Consider the following 19,689-nt stretch of genomic DNA (forward strand, 5'->3'; position numbering starts at 1 on the left):
CCGTAAGGTTGGGCAGGTGACCGTGAACGCTAAGCCCACCGCGACCGGTGGCAACACCTGGCGAGACCTTCCCGCGGCGCAGCAGCCCGAGTACCCCGATGCCGAGGCTCTGCGCGATGTGATCGCGGACCTCGAGTCGTATCCGCCGCTCGTCTTCGCGGGCGAGTGCGACCAGCTGCGCGCCCGGATGGGAGCCGTCGCCAGGGGCGAGGCGTTCCTGCTCCAGGGCGGCGACTGCGCCGAGGCCTTCGACGGCGTGTCGGCCGACCACATCCGCAACAAGCTCAAGACCCTGCTCCAGATGGGCGCCGTGCTGACGTACGCCGCGTCCGTCCCCGTCGTGAAGGTGGGGCGGATCGCGGGCCAGTACTCCAAGCCGCGCTCCAAGCCGACCGAGACCCGCGACGGGGTGACGCTGCCGACGTACCGCGGCGACTCGGTGAACGGCTTCGCCTTCACCGAGGAGGCGCGGATCCCGGACCCGGAGCGGCTCAAGCGCATGTACCAGGCGTCGGCCTCGACGCTGAACCTGGTGCGCGCCTTCACCACCGGCGGTTACGCCGACCTGCGCCAGGTGCACGCCTGGAACCAGGACTTTGTGAAGTCGTCGCCGTCGGGGCAGCGCTACGAGCAGCTGGCGCGGGAGATCGACAACGCGCTGAACTTCATGAAGGCCTGTGGCACCGACCCGGCGGAGTTCCGCACGGTCGAGTTCTTCGCCTCGCACGAGGCGCTGCTGCTGGACTACGAGTCGGCCCTGACCCGGGTCGACTCCCGGACCGGGCAGCTGTACGACACCTCGGGCCACATGGTGTGGATCGGTGAGCGCACCCGCCAGCTTGACGGGGCGCACATCGAGTTCGCGTCGAAGATCCGCAACCCGATCGGGATCAAGCTCGGCCCGACCACCTCGGTCGACGAGGCGCTGACGTACATCGACCGCCTGGACCCCGACCGCGAGCCGGGCCGGCTGACCTTCATCGTCCGCATGGGCGCCGACAAGGTGCGCGACAAGCTGCCCGAGCTGGTCGAGAAGGTCACCGCGTCCGGTGCCACCGTGGCCTGGGTGACCGACCCGATGCACGGCAACACCTTCGAGGCGGCCTCCGGCCACAAGACGCGCCGTTTCGACGACGTGCTCGACGAGGTCAAGGGCTTCTTCGAGGTCCACAAGGAGCTGGGGACGCACCCGGGCGGCATCCACGTGGAGCTGACCGGTGACGACGTCACCGAGTGCGTGGGCGGCGGCGACGAGATCTTCGTCGACGACCTGCACCAGCGCTACGAGACGGCCTGCGACCCGCGGCTCAACCGCAGCCAGTCGCTGGACCTGGCGTTCCTGGTGGCGGAGATGTACCGCGACCAGTGACCGGGGCCGGCGGCCGTACCGGTCGTTGATCTTGGCTTGAAAGTGCCTTGACGTGCCAGGGGCGCGGATCCATGTGATCCGCGCCCCATCGGCGTTTCCCGGGCTTTTGCGCGCCGGGGGCGACGGGTAAGGTTAGGTTAGCCTCACCGATCAAGGCGGGGTCCCCCGTTTGTCGATCCCGTCGATCCCCGCAGGGAGGTGAACCGCGTGTACGTCTGCTCGTGCTTCGGTGTCACCGAGAAGCAGGTCAAGGAACACGCGGACGCCGGCGCCTGCACGCCCCGCCAGATAGCGTCGGCCTGCAAGGCCGGCACCGACTGCGGATCATGTGTACGCCGCATCCAGGCCATTCTTGGCCGCGGGAACTGCCCCCGGCGCGAGCTGGTCGACCAGGGCGAACCGGCCCTGCTGGCCGCCGAGGCCGTCGCCGCCGCGGGGGCCGCGGACGGCGTGCCGCTTCGCGAAGCCGCCTGAGACGTACCGCGGCTCAGCTGTCCGGCTGCTCGATGAGCTGGGCGATGTAGAGCGCCTCACCGAGCTTGTCGACCAGTTCGAGCTGCGTGTCGAGGTAGTCGATGTGGTGCTCCTCGTCCGCCAGGATCGACTCGAAGATGTTCGCGGACGTGATGTCCCCCTTGTTGCGCATGACCTCGATGCCGCGCCGCAGCCGGTCGATCGCCTCGACCTCGACCTGCCGGTCCGCCTGGAACATCTCCGTGACCGTCTGGCCGATGCGGACGTGGAAGAGCCGCTGGTAGTTCGGCAGGCCGTCGAGGAAGAGGATCCGGTCGGTCAGGACCTCGGCGTGCTTCATCTCGTCGAACGACTCCGCACGGGTGTATTTCGCGAGCTTCGTCCACCCGAAGTTCTCCTGCATCTTCGCGTGCAGGAAGTACTGGTTGATCGCCGTCAGCTCGGCGGTGAGCTGCTCGTTGAGGAACTCGATGACCTCGGGGTCGCCCTGCATCGCAGAGGCTCCTTCCGCGCGTGTGTACGGGGCAGATGCCGCGCATCCTCGCACCGCTGGAGAGGGGCGTCCAGTAAGTGCACGCTTAGTAGGAGTTGCCCGAATGTGCCTCGTCCCTGGTCATGACCACCCCTCCCGGTCTGTCACCATTGAGGCATGGGTCAGCCAGGGAGCGGGGAAAACCGGGCAGCGGAGGGGTCCGAGCTTCCGCCGGGACAGCGGCTCCAGCGCGGTTGGCCGGTCACCCACTACGGGCCGGTCCCCAAGTTCAGGCCCGAACGCTGGGAGTTCAGGGTCTTCGGCGCCACGGAGGGCGGCGACAAGCACTGCTGGACCCACGAGGAGTTCTCGGCGCTGCCGTTCTCGACCGTCGTCGCGGACCTGCACTGCGTGACGAAGTACAGCATGCTCGGGGCCGAATGGGGTGGGGTCCCCGCCCGTACGGTCCTGGAGCTGGCCCCGCCGGCCGCCGGCGTCACCCATGTGATGGTGTGGGCGGAGTACGGGTTCAGCGCCAATATGCGGCTCTCCGACTTCGCGTCGGACCGCACGATCTTCGCCACGCACAAGGACGGTGAGCTGCTCACCGCCGAGCACGGCTTCCCGCTGAGGCTCGTCGTGCCGCACCTCTACGCGTGGAAGGGGCCCAAGTGGGTCCGGGGCGTGGAGTACATGACCGCCGACCGCCGCGGCTTCTGGGAGGAGCGCGGCTACCACAACATCGGCGACCCGTGGCGGGAGCAGCGGTACTCCTACCAGGAGGAGCCGGGGGACGGCCCGGAGCTCTGACGCCCGCCGGATACCCCTCAGTGGTATTGGTGCACCACGGCGTGGCCCTTGCCGCGGCCGATCATCCACCGGTTGACGGGTGTGGTGACGACGAACGCGGCGAGGAGGGAGACGGCCAGGGCGCCCCAGAAGAACGCGTCCGTGAGGTGCGTGTCCATGGCGCCGGGCCACAGGACGAGGACGCTGTTGTCGATCAGCTCCATGACGGCGATGGACAGCGTGTCGGCCGCCAGGGCCACCCGGAAGGCGGTCCGGAAGTCGACGCCGGCCCGGAGGATGCCGCGCAGGGTGAGGGCGTAGCCGAAGAAGAACGCCAGGGCGATGGCGAGCACCATCGTCGGCAGGGAGCCCCAGCCCAGGGCCGTGCCGATCACCATGCCCAGGACCTCGCCGATGGCGCAGCCGGTGAGGCAGTGGAGGGTCGCCTGGGCGGCCGTGGACCAGCTGACCTTGCCGGTGGCGCCGTGGTGCTCATGATGCCCGTGGTGGTTCTGGTGTCCGCGGTGTTCCTGGTGTTCCTGGTGTTCCTGGTGTTCGTGCTGTGGTGCGTGGTGCTGTGGGGTGTCGTGCCGGTGGTGCCGGCCGTGCTCGTCGTGCTGTGCCTGTTCGCCGTGCGGGGTGTGACGTTCGTGCCGCATGAGAGCCCCCAAGGTCAGGTGGCGGTGACGGTTCCTGCCGATAGCAGAAACCGTATACCCCCCAGGGGTATTCCTCAACTATTCCGGAGCTTCTTCAGCCGCTCGATGTCGGCCGCGTGTCCTTCCTTGCCGCCGGGGGTCTCGATCACCAGCGGGACGCCGTCGGTCGCCGGGTGACGCATCAGCTCACGGAACGGGTCCTCGCCGATGTGACCGGCGCCGATGTTGACGTGCCGGTCCTTGTGGGCGCCCACGACGTCCTTGGAGTCGTTGGCGTGGATCAGCTTCAGCCGCCCCTCGCCGACCGTGTCGACCAGCAGGTCCAGGGTCTGCCGGACGCCGTGCTCGCCGGTCAGGTCGTGGCCGGCCGCGAAGACGTGGCAGGTGTCCAGGCAGACGCCCAGCATGGGGTGGGCGTCGAGCGCCTCGAAGTACGGGCCGAAGTCCCAGGTGCGGGAGCAGAGCGAGGCACCCTGCCCGGCCGTCGACTCCAGCAGCAGGAACGGGTCGTCGTCGTGTGTCAGCTCGTCCAGCAGCGGCAGCAGGTGCGTCCGCACCTGGGCCAGCGCCTCCTCCCGGGGGCGGCCGCCGGTCGCCGAACCGGTGTGGACGACCACGCCGAGGGCGCCGATGTCCCGGGCGCGCCGCAGCGAGTGCCGCAGGGACGCCACGGAGAACTCGACGGTCGCCTCGGTGTGGGAGCCGAAGTTGATCAGGTAGGGCGCGTGGACGTACGCGGGGATGCCGGTGAGGGCGCACTCCTCGCGGAACAGTTCGTCCTGGGCCGGGTTCCCGGTGGGCGTGGCCCAGCCGCGCGGATTGGCCACGAAGACCTGCACCGCCTCCGCGCCGATCTCGCGCGCGTACCCGAGGCCGGTCTTCGCGAGGCCGCCGGCCACGGGGACGTGACTGCCGACCGGATTGCGGGTGCCCTCCGGCCGGACGGGGCCGGGGCCTTGGCCGATCATGTGTTTCTAGATTCCCTTGGTCGTGATGGTGATGGTGCTGCCCTCGGGCGCCCGGTCGCCGCCGGCCACGGACTGGCTGTCCACGGTGTCGCCGAGGAACGGGAAGCTCTTCTCGACCTTCACCTCGAAGCCGGCGCGCTCCAGTTCCCGGGTGGCGTCGTCGACGTTCTTGCCGGTGACGTCGGGCACGTCGGCCAGGCGGGGGCCCTTGGAGACGGTGAGCACGACCGTGTCGCCCTTGGCGGCCTCGCTGCCGCCCGAGAGGGACTGGGCGGCCACGCTCCCCGCCTCCTGCCTGGAGTGCACGCGCGCCGCGGCGACCTTCACGGTGAGCCCGGCCTCCTCCAGCGTACGGGTGGCGTCGCCGACGGTGTCGCCCGTGACGTCCGGTACGTCGACGGGGGCGCCCTTGCTGACGACCAGGGCGACCGCGGAGTCGGGGTTGCGCCCGGTGCCCGCCTTCGGGTCGGTGCGGATCACGCTGCCCTGCTCGAACTCCTCGCTGAACGCCCGGGTGACCTTGCCCGGGGCGAGCCCCGCCCTGGTCAGCTCCCGCTTGGCCTCGGCCAGCGGCAGCCCCTTGAGGTTCGGGACCTTCACGATCTCCGGGCCGCGCGAGACGGTGAGGGTCACCGAGCCGTTGCCCCGGACGCGCTCGCCGGGGGCGGGGTCGGCGGCCATCACGGTGCCCCGCTCGTAGGCGCTGCTGTAGTCCCGCTCGACGGCCTCGACCTCCAGCCCGGCGTCGGCGAGCCGCTTCTCCGCCTCGGCCTGGCTCTGGCCGAGCAGGGTGGGGACGCGGGTGAACTGGCCGGAGTTGATGTACCAGACGCCTCCGCCGACGGCGAGGACGAGCAGGACGGCGACGAGGGCGGCGACCAGTCCGCGGCGGGTGTCGAGGACGGTGCCCCGGACGCCGCGCCGGGGAACCGGCTCCGGCGCGGGGCCCGGCCGCGGCGGCATGGTGAGCCGGCTGGTGCGCCGGACGCCGTCGTCGTCGCCGGGCGTGGGGCGGGCGATCACGCTGGTGGGGTCCTCGGAGCCGCCGCCGGCGCGCTCGGCGCCCTCCGCGGCCGGGCCCGCCTGGGGCGGTACGAGGTCGAGCTGCTCGTCGCCGAGCGCCGCCCGCGCCTCGCGGGCCAGGGCCAGGAGCGCCACCGCGTCGTGCGGGCGGACGTCGGGGTTGCGGGCGGTGGCGCTCGCCACCAGGTCGTCCAGGTCGGCCGCGAGGCCGGGGACGGCGGCGGAGGGCGGCGGGACGTCCGCGTTGAGGTGCTGGTAGAGGATCTGGGCGGGTGTGTCGCCCGCGTGCGGCTTGGCGCCGGTCAGCATCTCGTAGAGGACGACCCCGCAGGCGTACACGTCGGCGCGGGTGTCGGCGGTGCCGTGCTCGATCTGCTCGGGCGCCAGGTAGGACACGGTGCCCAGCACGGACCCGGTGGTGCTGGTGGCCGCGCCGACCGCCCGGACGAGCCCGAAGTCGGCGACCTTGACCCGGCCGTCGTCCCCTATCAGGACGTTCTCCGGCTTCATGTCCCGGTGGACGAACCCGGCCAGGTGCGCGGCCCCCAGCGCGGCGAGCACCGGCTCCAGGATGTCGAGCGCCGCCCGGGGCTGGAGCGCCCCGCGCTCGCGCAGCAGGTCGCGGAGGGTGCACCCGGCGACGTACTCCATGGCCAGGTAGACGTACGCCCCTTCGGCGCCCTGGTCGAACACCCCGACCACATTGGGGTGCGACAGCCGTGCCACGGACTTGGCCTCGCGGATGAACCGCTCCACGAACGTCGCGTCGGTGGCGAGGGCGGGGTGCATCACCTTCAGGGCGAGCACCCGGTCGAGCCGGGTGTCCAGGGCCCGGTAGACGGTGGCCATGCCACCGACGGCGATGCGCGCGTCGACCCGGTAGCGGCCGTCGAGCAGCTGGCCGACGAGGGGGTCGTGCAGGGTCGTATCCACCCGCCCGAGTCTACGAGCCCGTACCGACACCCCGGCCGCCCCGTACCCGCCCCGGCCTGGACTGCAGCCGAGCTGTGACACCGGCGGCCCCCGGCGCCCGCCCCCCCCGGAGCGGGCGCCCGCGGTGACGGCCCCGCGCCGGGGCGGGGCCGTCAGAACGCGGGCCGCTCCGGGTCCAGGGCGGCGCGGCCCTCCACCGGGGAGGAGGCCTCCGCGAAGTGCCGGCGCGGGATCCGCCCCGCCCGATACGCGAGCCGGCCCGCCTCCACCGCGTGCCGCATGGCCTCCGCCATCAGGACCGGCTCCTGGGCACGGGTCACGGCGGACGCCAGCATCACGGCCGCGCAGCCCAGTTCCATCGCCAGCGCCGCGTCGGACGCCGTACCGGCCCCCGCGTCCAGGATCACCGGCACGCGCGCGTGCTCCACGATGAGCTGGAAGTTGTGCGGGTTGCGGATGCCCAGCCCCGAGCCGATGGGCGAGCCCAGCGGCATGACGGCCGCGCAGCCGACGTCCTCCAGCTTGCGGGCGAGCACGGGGTCGTCGTTGGTGTACGGCAGGACGGTGAAGCCGTCGTCGACCAGCGTCTCCGCGGCGTCGAGCAACTCGACCGGGTCGGGCAGCAGCGTCCGCTCGTCCGCGACCACCTCCAGCTTGATCCACTCGGTGCCGAGGGCCTCCCGCGCGAGGCGGGCCGTGAGCACGGCCTCGCCCGCGGTGAAGCAGCCCGCCGTGTTGGGCAGGACGCGGATCCCGAGGCGGCCGAGGACCGACAGCACGGAGCCATGCACGGTCGGGTCGAGGCGGCGCATGGCCACGGTGGTCAGCTCCGTGCCGCTGGCGGCCAGGGAGCGTTCCAGCACGTCGAGGCTGGGCGCCCCGCCCGTACCCATGATCAGCCGGGAGTCGAACGTGGTCCCGGCGATGGTCAGACGGTCGTCGGCCATGGCTCAGCCCCCCTGGACCGCGGTGAGGACCTCGACCCGGTCGCCCTCGCCGAGCAGCGTCCCGGTCCACTGGCTGCGCGGGACCACCATCTCGTTGACGGCGGCCGCGACCCCGGAGGGCGCCGAGGTGAGGGTGGCGACCAGGGCGTCGAGGGTGGTGGGGCCGGCGAGCCGTCGGGCCTCGCCGTTGACGGAGACGTTCATGACACTCCTGCTGGAGAGAGGGACGGGGACGGGGCGGGGGAGGCGGACCGGAAGCGCGCGGGGGTGAACGCCCGGGCCTCCTCCGGGAGCTCCCCGGTGGTCAGCGCGGCGGCCATCACGTCCCCGGTGACGGGGGTCAGCAGCACCCCGTTGCGGTAGTGCCCGGTCGCCAGATGCAGCCCGGGCAGGGCGGTGGGGCCGAGCAGGGGCGCGTTGTCGGGAGAACCGGGGCGCAGCCCCGCGCGGGTCTCGGTCAGGGGCAGCTCGGTGATGCCGGGCACCAGCTCGTGGGCGTCGCGCAGCAGCTCGTACACCCCGCCCGCGGTGACCGTGGTGTCCCAGCCGAGCTCCTCGCTGGTGGCGCCGACGACCAGTTCGCCGTTCTCGCGCGGCACCAGGTACACCTGGCTGCCGCGTACGACCGCACGGACCGTGCGGCTCAGGAAGGGCGCGTAGGCGCGGGGCACGGACAGCCGCAGCACCTGCCCCTTGACCGGCCGTACCGGCGGCAGCACCTCCTCCGGTACGCCGCCGAACCGGCCGCTCAGGCTCCCGGCCGCCAGCACCACCTGCCCGGCGGCCAGTTCCGTGCCGTCCTCCAGGAGAACGCCGGCCGCCCGCTCCCGGGTCACCACGAGGCGCTCCGCCCGGGCGCGGTGGACCGCCACCCCGGACCGCTCGCAGGCGGCGACCAGGGCGGCCGCCAGCCGCCGGGGGTCCACCTGGTGGTCGCCGTCCACCCGCAGTCCGCCGCGCACGCCGGGCGCCAGCATGGGCTCCAGGCGCCGGCACTCGCGGCCTGTCAGCCACTCCGAGTCCAGGCCCGAGCGCTGCTGCAAGGCGTGCAGTTCCTTCAGGTGGGCGCGGTCGTCGGCGTCCAGGGCGACGGCGAGCGTGCCGCAGGAGCGGTAGCCCACGTCCGTCCCGCCGGCCGCCTCCTGGAGCTCGGCGACGAAGTCCGGGTAGCGGCGCGCCGACTCCAGGTTGAGCCCGAGGAGGGTCTCCTCCCCGTAGTGCAGTTCGGTGACCGCGGCGAGCATGCCGGCCGCGACCTGCGCCGCCCCGCCGCCCGGCGCGGGGTCGACGACGGTGACGCGCGGACCCCGCTGCGCGGTCCGCCAGGCCGTGACCAGGCCGATGATGCCGCCCCCGACGACGAGGACGTCCGAGGTCGTACGTGGACCCGTGGTACGTGGATGCATGGGCGTCCAGCCCCTCCCTTCGCCGGCATGACCCGGATCAGGTTCGTACGGTCGGAGGCCGTCCCAGCCTCCCTCTCAGCCCGGTGCGTCCGGGCTCCCGCGAGTGCTCTACGGTGGCCAGACTAACCCCAGCCGGCAACCCGCAGTAAGGGAGCTTCACCGTGGCGCGGTCGCTCGACGGACTCGTCCTCTCACCGGTGGCGGACCAGGCTCCCGGTCAGGTCGGCACGGCGACCCGGTTCACGTACCACGAGGAGGACGGCCGCGTCTGGGCCGAGTACGCGGGCGGTGACGTGGTGCGCGGGCACCTGGTGGGAACCCGGACGGGAGATCGTCTCGACTTTCGGTACGTCCAGCTGAAGCGCGACGGGCGGACGGCGTCGGGGCACTGCCTGTCCACGGTCGTGGAACTGGCGGACGGGCGCGTTCGGCTGGAGGAGACCTGGGCATGGGAGTCCCAGGAGGGCGCCGGCACCAGTGTGGTGGAGGAGCTCCCTTCCTGACGAATCGTCAGATGCATAAGGTGGGCGGGTGAACGAGCGGATGCGAGCAGAGCGGCGCGTGGTCGTCGTGGGTGCCGGAATGGCGGGGGTGCAGACGGCCGTGGCGCTGCGCGAGCAGGGCTTCACCGGCCCCGTGCAGCTGATCGGGGCCGAACCGCACCAGCCGTACGACCGGCCCCCGTTGTCCAAGGCGGTCCTCCTGGGCACGGCGGAGGGCTCCGCTTTCGACGTGGACTTCGAGGCGCTCGGCATCGGGCTGCGCCTGGGCGTCGAGGTGACCGCCCTGCGCCCCGGCGCCCATGAGGTCGACACCGCCTCCGGACCCGTCCCGTACGACGTCCTGGTCATCGCCACCGGCGCCGTGCCCCTCGCCCTGCCCGGCGCCGAGGGCGTGCGCGGGGTCCACCTGCTGCGCACCCTGGACGACGCCGAGCGGCTGCGTCCGGTCCTGGCGGAGAAGCACGACGTGGTGGTCGTCGGCGCCGGCTGGATCGGCGCCGAGTTCACCACGGCCGCCCGGGAGGCCGGCTGCGCGGTCACCGTCGTCGAGGCCGCCGACCGGCCGCTCGCCGGGACGCTGCCCGCCGAGGTCGCCGCACCGATGGCCGCCTGGTACGAGGAGAGCGGCGCCGCGCTCCTGACGCACGCGCGCGTGGGGCACGTCGAACCCGGCGAGGTCGCCCTGGAGGACGGCCGGCTGCTGCCCGCCGGGGCGGTGGTCGTCGGCATCGGAGCCCGGCCCGCCACCGGCTGGCTGGCCGGCTCCGGCGTCGCCCTCGGCCCGGAGGGCGCGATCGTCGCGGACGACCACCTCCGGACGTCCGCTCCCGACGTGTACGCCGTGGGCGACTGCGCCTCCTTCCCGTCCGCCCGCTACGGCGAGCGGCTGGTGGTGCACCACTGGGACAACGCCCTCCAGGGCCCGCGCGCGGTGGCCGCCGCCATCGTCGGGGACGCGCCGCGGCCGTACGACCCGGTGCCGTACTTCTGGTCCGAGCAGTTCGGGCGGTTCGTCCAGTACGCGGGCCACCACGGGACCGCCGACACGATGGTGTGGCGGGGCGACCCGGCCGGCGCCGCCTGGTCGGTGGTGTGGCTGCGCGAGGGCGCCCTGGTGGCGCTGCTGGCCGTCGGCCGGCCCCGGGACCTGGCGCAGGGGCGCAAGCTCATCGAGGCGGGCACCGTGCTGGACCCCGCGCTCGCCGCGGACCCGGCCGTCCCGCTGAAGTCGGCCGCCCGGGGGTAGCGCGGGCCGGTCCGGCGTAGCCCGGCTACCGGCTGTCAGCGCGGGATGGCACGCTAGTCCCGTGACCGAGATTGACGCAAAGATCGATGCTCTCGTCCCCGCCTGGCTCCACCTGCCCGACATCGCGGAACTCCTCGACGTCGAGGTGACGCGCGTGCGGCAGCTGGTCAAGGAGGGCCAGCTGATCGCCGTGCGCCGGGGTGAGAACCGGACGCTCCAGGTGCCTGCCGCCTTCATCAAGGACGGCAAGGTCGTGAAGGGTCTCGCCGGGACCCTGACCCTCCTGAAGGACGACGGCTTCACCGACGAAGAGATGCTGGAGTGGCTCTTCACTCCCGACCCGACCCTGCCGGGCACGCCCGCGCAGGCGCTCAGCGAGAATCGCGGCACGGAGGTGAAGCGCCGCGCCCAGGCGCTCGCCGTCTGACGTCCAGGCAGGGCCCGGCGGGCAGGCCGGGCGGAACACCGACACCAGGCGGTGTCCGGGCCGGGGGAGCCCTCCCGGCCCGGACACCGCCGCACCCACGGGGGGAACACCTCATGTCCACCGCACGCGCCGCACTGGCCGACGCCCGGCTCTACCTCTGCACGGACGCCCGCAAGCGGCAGGGCGACCTGCCCGAGTTCCTGGACGCGGTGCTCGCCTCCGGCGTGGACGTCGTGCAGCTGCGCGACAAGGGCATGGAGGCCGGTGAGGAGCTGGAGCACCTCGCGCTGTTCGCCGACGCCTGCCGCCGGCACGGCACCCTGCTCGCGGTGAACGACCGGGCCGACGTGGCCCACGCCGCCGGCTCAGCCGTGCTGCACCTGGGTCAGGGCGACCTGCCCGTCCCGGCCGCCCGCGCCATCCTGGGCGAGGACGTCCTGATCGGCCGTTCCACGCACGCGGAGGCCGAGGTGGACGCGGCGGTCGCCGAGCCGGGCGTGGACTACTTCTGCACCGGCCCCTGCTGGCCCACCCCCACCAAGCCGGGGCGGTACGCGCCCGGGCTGGACCTCGTGCGGTACGCCGCGTCGCTGGACCAGGACCGCCCCTGGTTCGCCATCGGCGGCATCGACGCGGACAACCTGGACCAGGTGCTGGACGCCGGAGCCCGCCGGATCGTCGTCGTCCGGGCGATCACCGAGGCGGACGACCCCGCCACGGCCACCGCGGCCCTGGCGAAGCGGATCCGGGAACGCTCCGCCTAGGAACCGCCGTCGCCGGCCCAGGGTGTCCACGACTGTCCAAGGGGTGGACAACAGCCCGGCAAAAGCAGACAAATCCCCCTGCTCCGGTTGGGTGACGCCCGACCCGTGGCTAACCTGCCCGTATGGCCCTTGGCACACCTTCCACCAGGACGGACCGCGCACGGACGGTGCGCGATCTGCTCGCGACCGGCACGACGTACTCCTTCGAGTTCTGGGCGCCCAAAACCGAGAAGGGCGAGCGGAACCTCTGGAACGCGCTGCGCCGGGTCGAAGCGGTGGCCCCCAGCTTCGTCTCCGTCACCTACGGGGCCGGCGGGTCCACGAGGGCCGGGACGGTCAAGGCCACACAGGAGATCGCCGCCGACACCACGCTCACCCCGGTCGCGCACCTCACCGCCGTCAACCACACGATCGCCGAACTGCGGAACATGATCGGCCAGTACGCCGACGCCGACATCCGCAACATCCTCGCCGTCCGGGGCGACCCGCCCGGCGACCCGATGGGCGAGTGGGTCCCCAACCCCCGGGGCGTGCGGTACGCCGCCGATCTGGTCCGGCTGATCAAGGAGTCCGGCGACTTCTGCGTCGGCGTCGCCGCCTTCCCCGAGATGCACCCCCGCTCCACCGACTGGGAGACCGACATCCGGCACTTCGTGGACAAGTGCCGGGCGGGCGCGGACTACGCGATCACCCAGATGTTCTTCCAGCCGGAGGACTACCTGCGGCTGCGCGACCGGGTCACGGCCAGGGGCTGCGAGACGCCGATCATCCCCGAGATCATGCCCGTCACCAGCGTCAAGCAGATCGAACGGTTCGCCCAGCTCAGCAACGCCCACTTCCCGGCCGACCTGAAAGAGCGGATCCTCGCCGTCAAGGACGATCCGGCCGCTGTACGCTCCATTGGCATCGAGTACGCGACGGAGTTCTGCGCGCGGCTGCTCTCCGAGGGCGTCCCCGGATTGCACTTCATCACGCTGAACAACTCCACGGCGACGCTCGAGATCTACGAGAATCTCGGACTGCACGAGCAGTCCTGACCGGCCGTACCCGCCACCTCCCGGGGCGGGAGGCCGCATGAGAGGGGCGGGCATGGGCTGGACGGTCCTCTACATCGCGTTCGGCATCGTCGCGTTGTGGCTGCTCGGTGAGGTGCTCCTGCAGTACAAGGCCCGGCTGCGCTGGCGGCTGCTCGCCTTCGCGGGCTTCCTGGGCGTGGTCCTCGGCGTGCTGCTGCCGTCCGTCCCCGTGATCGCGGCGGGCGCGATCGCCTTCGCGATCGGCCAGACCTGCGTCACGCTCTCCTTCCGGCGCGGCTTCTCCACCGGCTGGGCGATCGGCGGCCGCCCCGGCGCCAGCCGCCGTCGCAAGGCCGGGGCCGCCGCCCCCGCCGGGCCGACCCTGGAGGTCTCCGGCCTCGCCTACGACGACGAGCGGGAGCCGGCGGCCGCCGAGTCCACGGCCGTCTACGCCCCCGAGCCGCTGCCCGACGAGACCGGGCAGTACGGCGTCTACAGCGAGCCCTACGGCGAGCCCGCCCCCGCCCCCCAGCCCGCCCAGGCGGCCGCCTACGACGGCGGTTTCGGCGGCTACGCCCCCACCGGCTACGACCAGCAGGGCACCTACGCCACGACCGCCACGTACGACTACGGCACCGGCGAGCAGAGCTACGCCGCCTACTCCGACCCGTACGTCGGCACCGCGCCCTACGACATCGGCTACGGCGCACAGCCGCAGTACACCGCCGACCCCTACACGAGCCAGTACGGCAGGGAGACCCCGCCCGGCGGTGTGTGGGTGCCGCAGCAGCGCGACGGGGAGGACCAGCCCCCGCAGCAGTCGCCGTACGGCTACGACCCCGGCCAGGGCGACCCCTACCGCTACTGACCGGCGCTCGCCTCCGGCCGGCCCGGCGCACGGCCGGGGCCGCGGTGGCCCCGGGCCGCCGCTACCGGGAGCCGCGGAAGTCCGCGCCCTCGACGACCAGCCCCGCCACCAGCGCGCCCGACATCCCGGCGTGCGCCAGCCCGCCGCCCGGATGCGCCCAGCCTCCCGCGAAGTACAGCCCGCCGACGGGCCCCGGGTTCGCGGCGGGCAGCAGCGCGCCCCGCGCACCCGCCAGCGCCGGCCCCGGCACCTGGTACACGCCCGTCTCCCGGAACGTGTCCGCCGGGGTGCGCACCACCCGCCACAGCAGCCGCTCCCGCAGGCCGGGCACGGCAGCGGCGGCGGCCTCGACCATCCGGTCGGCGAACGCCTCCACGGCGGCCGCCACCGCGGGCTCCCCGCCCGCCGCCCCGCCCGTGCCCCACAAGTTGTCCGACGCCCACGCCCCGCCCGCCGCGACCGTCGCGGTCACGGTCACCGCCTCGTGGTCCGCGTCCGGGCGCAGCAGCTCGTCGTCCGGGCGCAGCACCGTCACGGTCGGGCGCTCGCACAGCCGCCCCCGCGCGAGCGCGTCCAGCTCGTCCTCCCGGTCCGCCGAGTGCACCACGGTCCGGTGGACGGCGTCCGCCTCCCGCGCCCCCCGCAGCGCCAGGCACACCGTGACCCGGCCGGTCGGCACACCCCGCTGGTGGCGCGGCCACTCGTCGGTGCTCTCCCACTCCAGGACCTGGTCGCGGTACAGCCCGGGCAGCGGGGCGCCCGCCACGACGTGGTCCGCCCGGACCGGCTCCCGGCCGGCCGGGAGCACGCCGACGGCCCGGCCGTCCTCCACCAGGACCCCGGTCACCTCGGTGCCGAGGACGAACTCCACCCCGCGCTGCCGGCACCGCTCGTACACCGCGTCCGCCAGCGCGCGCATGCCGCCCGCCACGTACCAGGTCCCGAAGGTCTGCTCCATGTAGGGCAGCACGGCGGCGGCGGCCGGAGCGGTCACCGGGTCGAAGCCGTACGCCAGGGCGTGGCTCTCCAGCAGGGCGGCCAGCCGCGCGTCGCGCAGCTCCCGCCGGCCCACCTCGGCCAGGGTGGCCGCGGAACGGCGCAGCAGACCGGTCCTGACCGCCGGGTACGGGTCGCGGCCGAACGGTGCCACGTCGGCCGGCAAGGGCTCCTCCAGCAGCGGCCTCCGGGACCGGTCCCAGGCGTCGCGCGCCCGGTTCAGGAACTCGCCCCAGCGCGCCCCCGCCCCCGCGCCGAGCGCCGCGTCCAGCGCCGAGACGATTCCGGCCCGGGAGGCGTTCGGCAGCGACACGGCCGTACCGTCGGCGAAGACGTGCCGGCTCGCCGGGTCGACCTGCGCCATGCGGACGCACCGCTCCAGCGGCTCCTTGCCGGTCTTGACGAACAGGTCCCGGTACACGGCGGGCAGGTGCAGCAGCCCGGGGCCGGTGTCGAAGGCGAAACCCTCGCGCTCCAGCCGGCCGACCGCCCCGCCGTACGTCGCCGACCGCTCGTACACCGCCACCCGGTGGCCCGCGACCGCCAGCCGGGCCGCCGCCGCCATGGCGCCCATCCCCGCGCCGATCACCACAATCCGTGCCATGGGACGGACCCTATCCGGCCCCCCGTCCGGCCCCGCCGACAGCCCGGCCGGCCGGGCCCACGCGCGCGTGGGCAGGAACACGGGCCTCTGAGTACCCGTACCTAGCCGTCGAGATGAGTAGGTACGCGGATGGGGCCGGCCCCGCCCGGACGGAAGAGTGGGGACCACGGAAGGGGCGCGGGGCCGGCACCGCCGACACGGGGCGGCGGAAACGGCACCGCGCACCTGCCGGAACGGGGGTGCGTGACGGAGAGCCCGGAGACCGACGGGGGGACACGGGGGTCGGGGCTCTCCCCGGGGGAACGCACGGGGGACACGGGGGATGACGCCGGTCCGGTGAGGCTCGGGGGGATCGAGCCTCACCGGACCGGCTTCTTCCGTTCCCCGTGCGGGCCCGCGAGCCGCACCGTCCCGCGCGCGCCTCTCGCGGTTCATAAGGGCCTCAGCGGCCGCTGACGCGCCCGTGCAGGAGCCGGGACAGGGCCGAGTGGACGTCGTCGATGGAGCGCTCCCGCTGGAACGCCTGCCAGTCGAGCGCCGCCACCAGCACCATCCCGACCAGCGCGGCCGCCGTCAGCGGGATGTCGATCTCGTCGCTCAGCTCGCCGCCCTCGACCCCCTCCCGCAGCACCGTCTCGACCACGGCGACCGCCTCCTGACGCACCACCAGCAGCGTCGACTGCCAGGCGCGGTTGGTGCGCCACAACTCGGCCACGTACAGCTGGGTGAAGGCCGGGTAGCGGTCGATGAAGACCAGACCCGCGCGGATCATGGCGTCCAGCGCCTCCACCCGGGTGCCGCCCCGCGCCGCCGTCTCGTCGGCGGCGTCCCGCAGGGAGGCGGTCAGCAGCCCGACGCCGTGCCGCAGCAGTTCCTCGAAGAGCTCGGTCTTGCTCTTGAAGTTGTAGTAGACCGTGCCCTTGGCCACCCCGGCGCGCTCCGCGATCTCGTCCACCGTCGTCGCCGAGAAGCCCTGCTCGGCGATGAGGGTCACAGCGGCCTCGTAGAGCTTGGTGCGGGTGGCCTGCCGTCTGCTGCTCTGGGTGTCCATGGCGTCGATTCTCACAGGCTCAGCTCCGGGTGCAGGCGATCGAGGGTCCACACCTGCTTGCGGCGCGCGGAGAGGGCCGTCAGGGCGACCGCTCCGAGGGTGAACGCGGCCAGGACCGCGCACGCCTGCCAGACCGGCCCGAGCCCGCCACCGGTGATGAGCCGGCGCAGCGCCTCGACGACGTACGTCATCGGCAGGAAGGGGTGGATCGTGTTGAAGAAACCGGGGCTGGTCTGCACGGGGTACGTGCCGCCCGCCGAGGTCAGCTGGAGCATCAGCAGGGCCAGGACGAGGATCCGCCCGGCGGCGCCGAAGCGGGCGTTCAGCCACTGGATGATCGCGGCGAAGCAGCAGGTGACCAACAGCAGGAACCCGACCGTGCCGGCCGGCCGCGCCATCTGGAGGCCCAGCCCCGGCGCCCAGTGCAGGACGGACATCAGGGCGCCCACCTGGAGCACGCCGAGGGCGGCCACCGGCAGCCAGCCGGCCAGCGCGATGCGCCACGCGGAGGCCCCCGCGGCGAGGGCGCGGCGGTTGAGCGGCTGGATCAGCATGTACGCCACCATGGCGCCCACCCAGAGGGAGAGCGGGATGAAGTACGGGGCGAACCCGGTGCCGTAGTTGGGCGCCTTGTGCAGCGACTTGGAGGCGAGCTGGACCGGGTCGGCCATCACCTCGGTGCGGCGGTCGCGGGCCTGCTTGTCGTAGTCCGGGATCTTCCCGACGCCGTCGTTGAGGCCGGTGGCCAGCTCGGAGGAGCCGTCGGCGAGCTTGTACAGACCGCTGTTGAGGTCGCCGGCGCCCTTCTTGAGCCTGCCGACCCCGGTGTCGAGCTCGGCGATGCCGCCCTTGGCGCCGGTCAGGCCGGTGTGCAGGGTGTCCGCTCCGGTGGCGACCCGGTGGGCGCCGGCGTTCAGCTCGTTGATCTTGCGGACGGCGTCGGCGAGGTCCTCGTCGAGGTGCGGTGCCCGCTCGGCGAGGGCGTCGGCCCTGGCCTGGAGGTCCTTGAGCTGTGTGTCCAGCTTCTTCAGGTTGCCGTTGCCGTCCTTGGCCAGCTCATGGAGGTCGTCGGCGATGACGGCCACGTCGGCGGACGCGACCTTCGCCTTCTCCACCTTCGGGCAGAGCTTGGGGTCGGGCAGCGGGTTGTCCTCGCACTCCTCCTTGTGGAAGGCGGCGAGCCCGTCGGCGGCCGCATGGGCGCCCGTCCGCAGCCCGGGGCCCTTCTTCACGATGAGGTCCAGGCTGTTGCGCATGCCCTGGGAGAGGTCCGAGACCAGCCGCGCGGAGTCGCCGATCTTCTTGCCGTTGTCCCTGAGGTACGGGCGTACGTCGGCGGCCACGCCGTTGACCTTGTCGGCGAGCGTCTGGGTGCCGTTCGCGACCTGCCGGGCGCCCGTCTCCAGGTCGGCCGCGCCGCCGTCCAGCTTCTTCAGGCCGCCGGCCAGCTTGCCGCTGCCCTTCTTGGCGTCGGTGAGGCCGTCGGAGAGGTCCTTGGACCCCTTCTTGGCCCGCGCCGCCCCGCTCTTGAGCTCGTCGGCCCCCTTGGCCGCCTTCTCGGTGGCGTCGTGGAGGTCGGAGAAGTTGATGAAGATCTTGTCCAGGAAGGACCGGGACGACTTCGTCGACGCGGCGGTGCGGACCTCGGCGAACACCGTCTTCGAGATCTGCCCGACGATGTAGTTGTTGGCGTCGTTCGTCCGCACCTGGAGGGCGCCCGTCTCGGGCGCGTCCCCGGAGCTCGACGCGATGCGCCGGCTGAGGTCCCGCGGCATGGTCAGGGACAGGTAGTACGTCCCGTTCTCCACGCCTTCGCGGGCCTCGGCGTCGCTCACCTCGTGCCACTCGAAGACCTTGCTCTCCCGCAGGTTCTTCGCGAGGTCGTCGCCCGCGTTCAGCTTCTTGCCGTCCGCGGTGGCGCCCCGGTCCTCGTTGACGAGCGCCACGGGCAGCTTCTCCAGCCTGCCGTACGGGTCCCAGAACGACCACAGGTACAGCGCGCCGTACAGCAGCGGCAGCAGCAGGATCGCGACGAGCGCGGCCCGCGGCAGCTTCCCCCTGCCGAACCGCTTCAGCTCAAGCGCGGCCAGTTTCGGCGAGCGCATCGGCCGCCCCCTCCTCGGTGGTGCGGATGGTGATCGTGTTCCCGGGTGCCTCGCTGCACACGGCCAGCACCGTCGTACCGGCGCCGGCTATGGACCGCAGCAGGGACCAGGCCTCGGCCCGGTCGGCGTCGGAGAGTTTCAGATCGGCGTCGTCCACGGCCAGCAGCCGGGGTTCGCCGATCAGCGCCAGGGCGATGGACAGGCGAAGGACCTCCAGCCGGTCCAGGTCCCGCACGGAGGTGCGTCCCCCCTTCGGCAGCGAGGCCGGGTCCAGTCTGGCGGCCTCCAGGGCCTTCTGGACGCGCGCCCGGGAGGCGGCGGCGCGTTCGGCGCGCGGCCGCAGCAGGGCGAGCGGCGAGCCGTCGAACCGGCGCTGCAACAGGGCGCGCTCGCGCAGGTGCTCGTCGACGGTCAGGGCCGGGTCGAGATCGCTGACGCCGGCCACCGGGCCGAGCGCGCTGATCCGCCGGACGGCCGCCATCTTCCGCGGCAGGGGGTGCCCGCCGACCTCCGCGTGCCCCTCGGTGGCGCGCATCCGCCCGGTGAGGGCCAGCAGCAGGCAGGTCCGGCCGGAGCCGGACGGCCCCTCGATCGTCACCAGCGAGCCGGGCGCGGCGTCCACGCCCACACCGCGGAACGTCCAGCCGCGCGGGCCCTTGAGCCCGAACCCCTTCGCCACCACGGCGGCGCCCGCGGCGACCGGGCCGCCGGTGCGGTCGCCCTCGCCGGTGTGCGGCGGATCCGTGTCCCCGCCCGTGTCCGTACCGGCGGCGGCATCGGTGGTCACGTCGGTGGCCACGTCCTCGTCGCTGTCCGCGTCGGTGTCGGTGTCCGCGTCCTCGGCGCCGTCCTCGGCGCCGTCCTCGGCTGCGGCGGCCGGCCGGGCGGAGGCGGTGCCGCTCTCGTCCCGGGCGTCCCGCTCGTCCGCCCCGTCCCGCGTGTTCGCCCCGTCCCGTGCGTCCGCCCCGTCCCGGGTGTCCGTTCCGCCGTCCCGCTCGTCCGGGGTTTCCAGGTCGTCGTCCTGGCTGTCCACGAGCCCCCATTTCTTTGAACTGACCGGTCAGTGCAA

The 19,689-nt window shown here is 73.2% G+C and carries 20 protein-coding genes and 1 riboswitch; of the genes, 9 read left to right on the forward strand and 11 right to left on the reverse strand.

Features of this window, described 5'->3' with window-relative positions; all coding sequences use genetic code 11:
• Window positions 1–16 precede the first annotated feature (16 nt).
• On the forward strand, window positions 17–1,369 hold the full coding sequence (locus ACF068_RS22925; protein ID WP_392276136.1) for a class II 3-deoxy-7-phosphoheptulonate synthase: 1,353 nt from the start codon (window positions 17–19) through the stop codon (window positions 1,367–1,369).
• A 198-nt stretch (window positions 1,370–1,567) separates the two neighbouring features.
• Window positions 1,568–1,843, forward strand: coding sequence for a bacterioferritin-associated ferredoxin (locus ACF068_RS22930; protein ID WP_392276137.1), 276 nt, complete (start codon window positions 1,568–1,570; stop codon window positions 1,841–1,843).
• A gap of 13 nt (window positions 1,844–1,856) precedes the next feature.
• On the opposite strand, the gene bfr is transcribed toward ACF068_RS22930, so the two are convergent.
• Entirely contained in the window at window positions 1,857–2,336 is a 480-nt protein-coding gene (gene bfr / locus ACF068_RS22935) for a bacterioferritin (protein WP_392276138.1), read from the reverse strand.
• A gap of 156 nt (window positions 2,337–2,492) precedes the next feature.
• Here bfr and ACF068_RS22940 point away from each other — a divergent pair, with 156 nt between their 5' ends.
• Entirely contained in the window at window positions 2,493–3,125 is a 633-nt protein-coding gene (locus ACF068_RS22940) for a sulfite oxidase-like oxidoreductase (RefSeq protein ID WP_392276139.1), read from the forward strand.
• Between the two features lie 17 nt (window positions 3,126–3,142).
• On the opposite strand, the gene ACF068_RS22945 is transcribed toward ACF068_RS22940, so the two are convergent.
• The 6 genes from ACF068_RS22945 to thiO all read right to left on the reverse strand — a co-directional run bounded on the left by ACF068_RS22945 (window position 3,143) and on the right by thiO (window position 9,040).
• Window positions 3,143–3,763: a DUF4396 domain-containing protein gene (locus ACF068_RS22945; protein WP_392276140.1), complete on the reverse strand. Its 621-nt coding sequence runs from the start codon at window positions 3,761–3,763 to the stop codon at window positions 3,143–3,145.
• Window positions 3,764–3,837: 74 nt separating this feature from the next.
• Complete coding sequence (locus ACF068_RS22950) at window positions 3,838–4,731, reverse strand: deoxyribonuclease IV (RefSeq protein WP_392276141.1); 894 nt, start codon at window positions 4,729–4,731, stop codon at window positions 3,838–3,840.
• A 6-nt stretch (window positions 4,732–4,737) separates the two neighbouring features.
• Window positions 4,738–6,687: a Stk1 family PASTA domain-containing Ser/Thr kinase gene (pknB, locus tag ACF068_RS22955; protein ID WP_392276142.1), complete on the reverse strand. Its 1,950-nt coding sequence runs from the start codon at window positions 6,685–6,687 to the stop codon at window positions 4,738–4,740.
• A gap of 152 nt (window positions 6,688–6,839) precedes the next feature.
• The gene (locus ACF068_RS22960) at window positions 6,840–7,634 is read right to left on the reverse strand and encodes a thiazole synthase (protein ID WP_392276143.1); all 795 of its coding nucleotides are present in this window, start codon (window positions 7,632–7,634) and stop codon (window positions 6,840–6,842) included.
• A 3-nt stretch (window positions 7,635–7,637) separates the two neighbouring features.
• Window positions 7,638–7,838, reverse strand: coding sequence for a sulfur carrier protein ThiS (thiS, locus tag ACF068_RS22965; protein WP_392276144.1), 201 nt, complete (start codon window positions 7,836–7,838; stop codon window positions 7,638–7,640).
• Complete coding sequence (gene thiO, locus ACF068_RS22970; RefSeq protein WP_392276145.1) at window positions 7,835–9,040, reverse strand: glycine oxidase ThiO; 1,206 nt, start codon at window positions 9,038–9,040, stop codon at window positions 7,835–7,837. The genes thiS and thiO overlap by 4 nt, the downstream gene beginning before the upstream one ends.
• Window positions 9,038–9,151: riboswitch (TPP riboswitch) on the reverse strand. Its footprint overlaps the gene before it by 3 nt.
• A gap of 50 nt (window positions 9,152–9,201) precedes the next feature.
• Here thiO and ACF068_RS22975 point away from each other — a divergent pair.
• The 6 genes from ACF068_RS22975 to ACF068_RS23000 all read left to right on the forward strand — a co-directional run bounded on the left by ACF068_RS22975 (window position 9,202) and on the right by ACF068_RS23000 (window position 13,864).
• Window positions 9,202–9,543: a hypothetical protein gene (locus tag ACF068_RS22975; RefSeq protein WP_392276146.1), complete on the forward strand. Its 342-nt coding sequence runs from the start codon at window positions 9,202–9,204 to the stop codon at window positions 9,541–9,543.
• A gap of 40 nt (window positions 9,544–9,583) precedes the next feature.
• Window positions 9,584–10,789, forward strand: coding sequence for an NAD(P)/FAD-dependent oxidoreductase (locus tag ACF068_RS22980; protein WP_392276419.1), 1,206 nt, complete (start codon window positions 9,584–9,586; stop codon window positions 10,787–10,789).
• A 61-nt stretch (window positions 10,790–10,850) separates the two neighbouring features.
• The gene (locus ACF068_RS22985; RefSeq protein ID WP_392276147.1) at window positions 10,851–11,216 is read left to right on the forward strand and encodes an Rv2175c family DNA-binding protein; all 366 of its coding nucleotides are present in this window, start codon (window positions 10,851–10,853) and stop codon (window positions 11,214–11,216) included.
• A 113-nt stretch (window positions 11,217–11,329) separates the two neighbouring features.
• On the forward strand, window positions 11,330–11,980 hold the full coding sequence (thiE, locus tag ACF068_RS22990) for a thiamine phosphate synthase (RefSeq protein ID WP_392276148.1): 651 nt from the start codon (window positions 11,330–11,332) through the stop codon (window positions 11,978–11,980).
• Window positions 11,981–12,102: 122 nt separating this feature from the next.
• On the forward strand, window positions 12,103–13,017 hold the full coding sequence (gene metF, locus ACF068_RS22995; RefSeq protein ID WP_392276149.1) for a methylenetetrahydrofolate reductase [NAD(P)H]: 915 nt from the start codon (window positions 12,103–12,105) through the stop codon (window positions 13,015–13,017).
• Window positions 13,018–13,069: 52 nt separating this feature from the next.
• Window positions 13,070–13,864, forward strand: a complete 795-nt coding sequence (locus ACF068_RS23000; protein ID WP_392276150.1) for a hypothetical protein — start codon at window positions 13,070–13,072, stop codon at window positions 13,862–13,864.
• Window positions 13,865–13,925: 61 nt separating this feature from the next.
• On the opposite strand, the gene ACF068_RS23005 is transcribed toward ACF068_RS23000, so the two are convergent.
• From ACF068_RS23005 to ACF068_RS23020, 4 genes are all read right to left on the reverse strand, one after another.
• Window positions 13,926–15,464, reverse strand: coding sequence for a phytoene desaturase family protein (locus tag ACF068_RS23005; RefSeq protein WP_392276151.1), 1,539 nt, complete (start codon window positions 15,462–15,464; stop codon window positions 13,926–13,928).
• 442 nt (window positions 15,465–15,906) lie between these two features.
• On the reverse strand, window positions 15,907–16,515 hold the full coding sequence (locus ACF068_RS23010; RefSeq protein WP_392276152.1) for a TetR/AcrR family transcriptional regulator: 609 nt from the start codon (window positions 16,513–16,515) through the stop codon (window positions 15,907–15,909).
• A gap of 11 nt (window positions 16,516–16,526) precedes the next feature.
• The gene (locus tag ACF068_RS23015) at window positions 16,527–18,620 is read right to left on the reverse strand and encodes a YhgE/Pip family protein (RefSeq protein WP_392276153.1); all 2,094 of its coding nucleotides are present in this window, start codon (window positions 18,618–18,620) and stop codon (window positions 16,527–16,529) included.
• Window positions 18,592–19,653, reverse strand: a complete 1,062-nt coding sequence (locus tag ACF068_RS23020; protein WP_392276154.1) for an ATP-binding cassette domain-containing protein — start codon at window positions 19,651–19,653, stop codon at window positions 18,592–18,594. Before ACF068_RS23020 ends, ACF068_RS23015 begins: the two co-directional genes overlap by 29 nt.
• Window positions 19,654–19,689 lie beyond the last annotated feature (36 nt).

Source organism: Streptomyces sp. NPDC016309 (genome assembly GCF_043077235.1).
GTDB lineage: Bacteria > Actinomycetota > Actinomycetes > Streptomycetales > Streptomycetaceae > Streptomyces.

Excerpts from the sequence above, each read along its gene's own strand:
- bfr (WP_392276138.1), bottom strand. The coding sequence starts at position 2,336 with ATGCAGGGCGACCCCGAGGTCATCGAGTTCCTCAACGAGCAGCTCACC.
- ACF068_RS22940 (WP_392276139.1), top strand. The coding sequence starts at position 2,493 with ATGGGTCAGCCAGGGAGCGGGGAAAACCGGGCAGCGGAGGGGTCCGAG.
- ACF068_RS22945 (WP_392276140.1), bottom strand. The coding sequence starts at position 3,763 with ATGCGGCACGAACGTCACACCCCGCACGGCGAACAGGCACAGCACGAC.
- ACF068_RS22950 (WP_392276141.1), bottom strand. The coding sequence starts at position 4,731 with ATGATCGGCCAAGGCCCCGGCCCCGTCCGGCCGGAGGGCACCCGCAAT.
- ACF068_RS22960 (WP_392276143.1), bottom strand. The coding sequence starts at position 7,634 with ATGGCCGACGACCGTCTGACCATCGCCGGGACCACGTTCGACTCCCGG.
- thiS (WP_392276144.1), bottom strand. The coding sequence starts at position 7,838 with ATGAACGTCTCCGTCAACGGCGAGGCCCGACGGCTCGCCGGCCCCACC.
- thiO (WP_392276145.1), bottom strand. The coding sequence starts at position 9,040 with ATGCATCCACGTACCACGGGTCCACGTACGACCTCGGACGTCCTCGTC.
- ACF068_RS22980 (WP_392276419.1), top strand. The coding sequence starts at position 9,584 with ATGCGAGCAGAGCGGCGCGTGGTCGTCGTGGGTGCCGGAATGGCGGGG.
- thiE (WP_392276148.1), top strand. The coding sequence starts at position 11,330 with ATGTCCACCGCACGCGCCGCACTGGCCGACGCCCGGCTCTACCTCTGC.
- metF (WP_392276149.1), top strand. The coding sequence starts at position 12,103 with ATGGCCCTTGGCACACCTTCCACCAGGACGGACCGCGCACGGACGGTG.
- ACF068_RS23000 (WP_392276150.1), top strand. The coding sequence starts at position 13,070 with ATGGGCTGGACGGTCCTCTACATCGCGTTCGGCATCGTCGCGTTGTGG.
- ACF068_RS23005 (WP_392276151.1), bottom strand. The coding sequence starts at position 15,464 with ATGGCACGGATTGTGGTGATCGGCGCGGGGATGGGCGCCATGGCGGCG.
- ACF068_RS23010 (WP_392276152.1), bottom strand. The coding sequence starts at position 16,515 with ATGGACACCCAGAGCAGCAGACGGCAGGCCACCCGCACCAAGCTCTAC.
- ACF068_RS23015 (WP_392276153.1), bottom strand. The coding sequence starts at position 18,620 with ATGCGCTCGCCGAAACTGGCCGCGCTTGAGCTGAAGCGGTTCGGCAGG.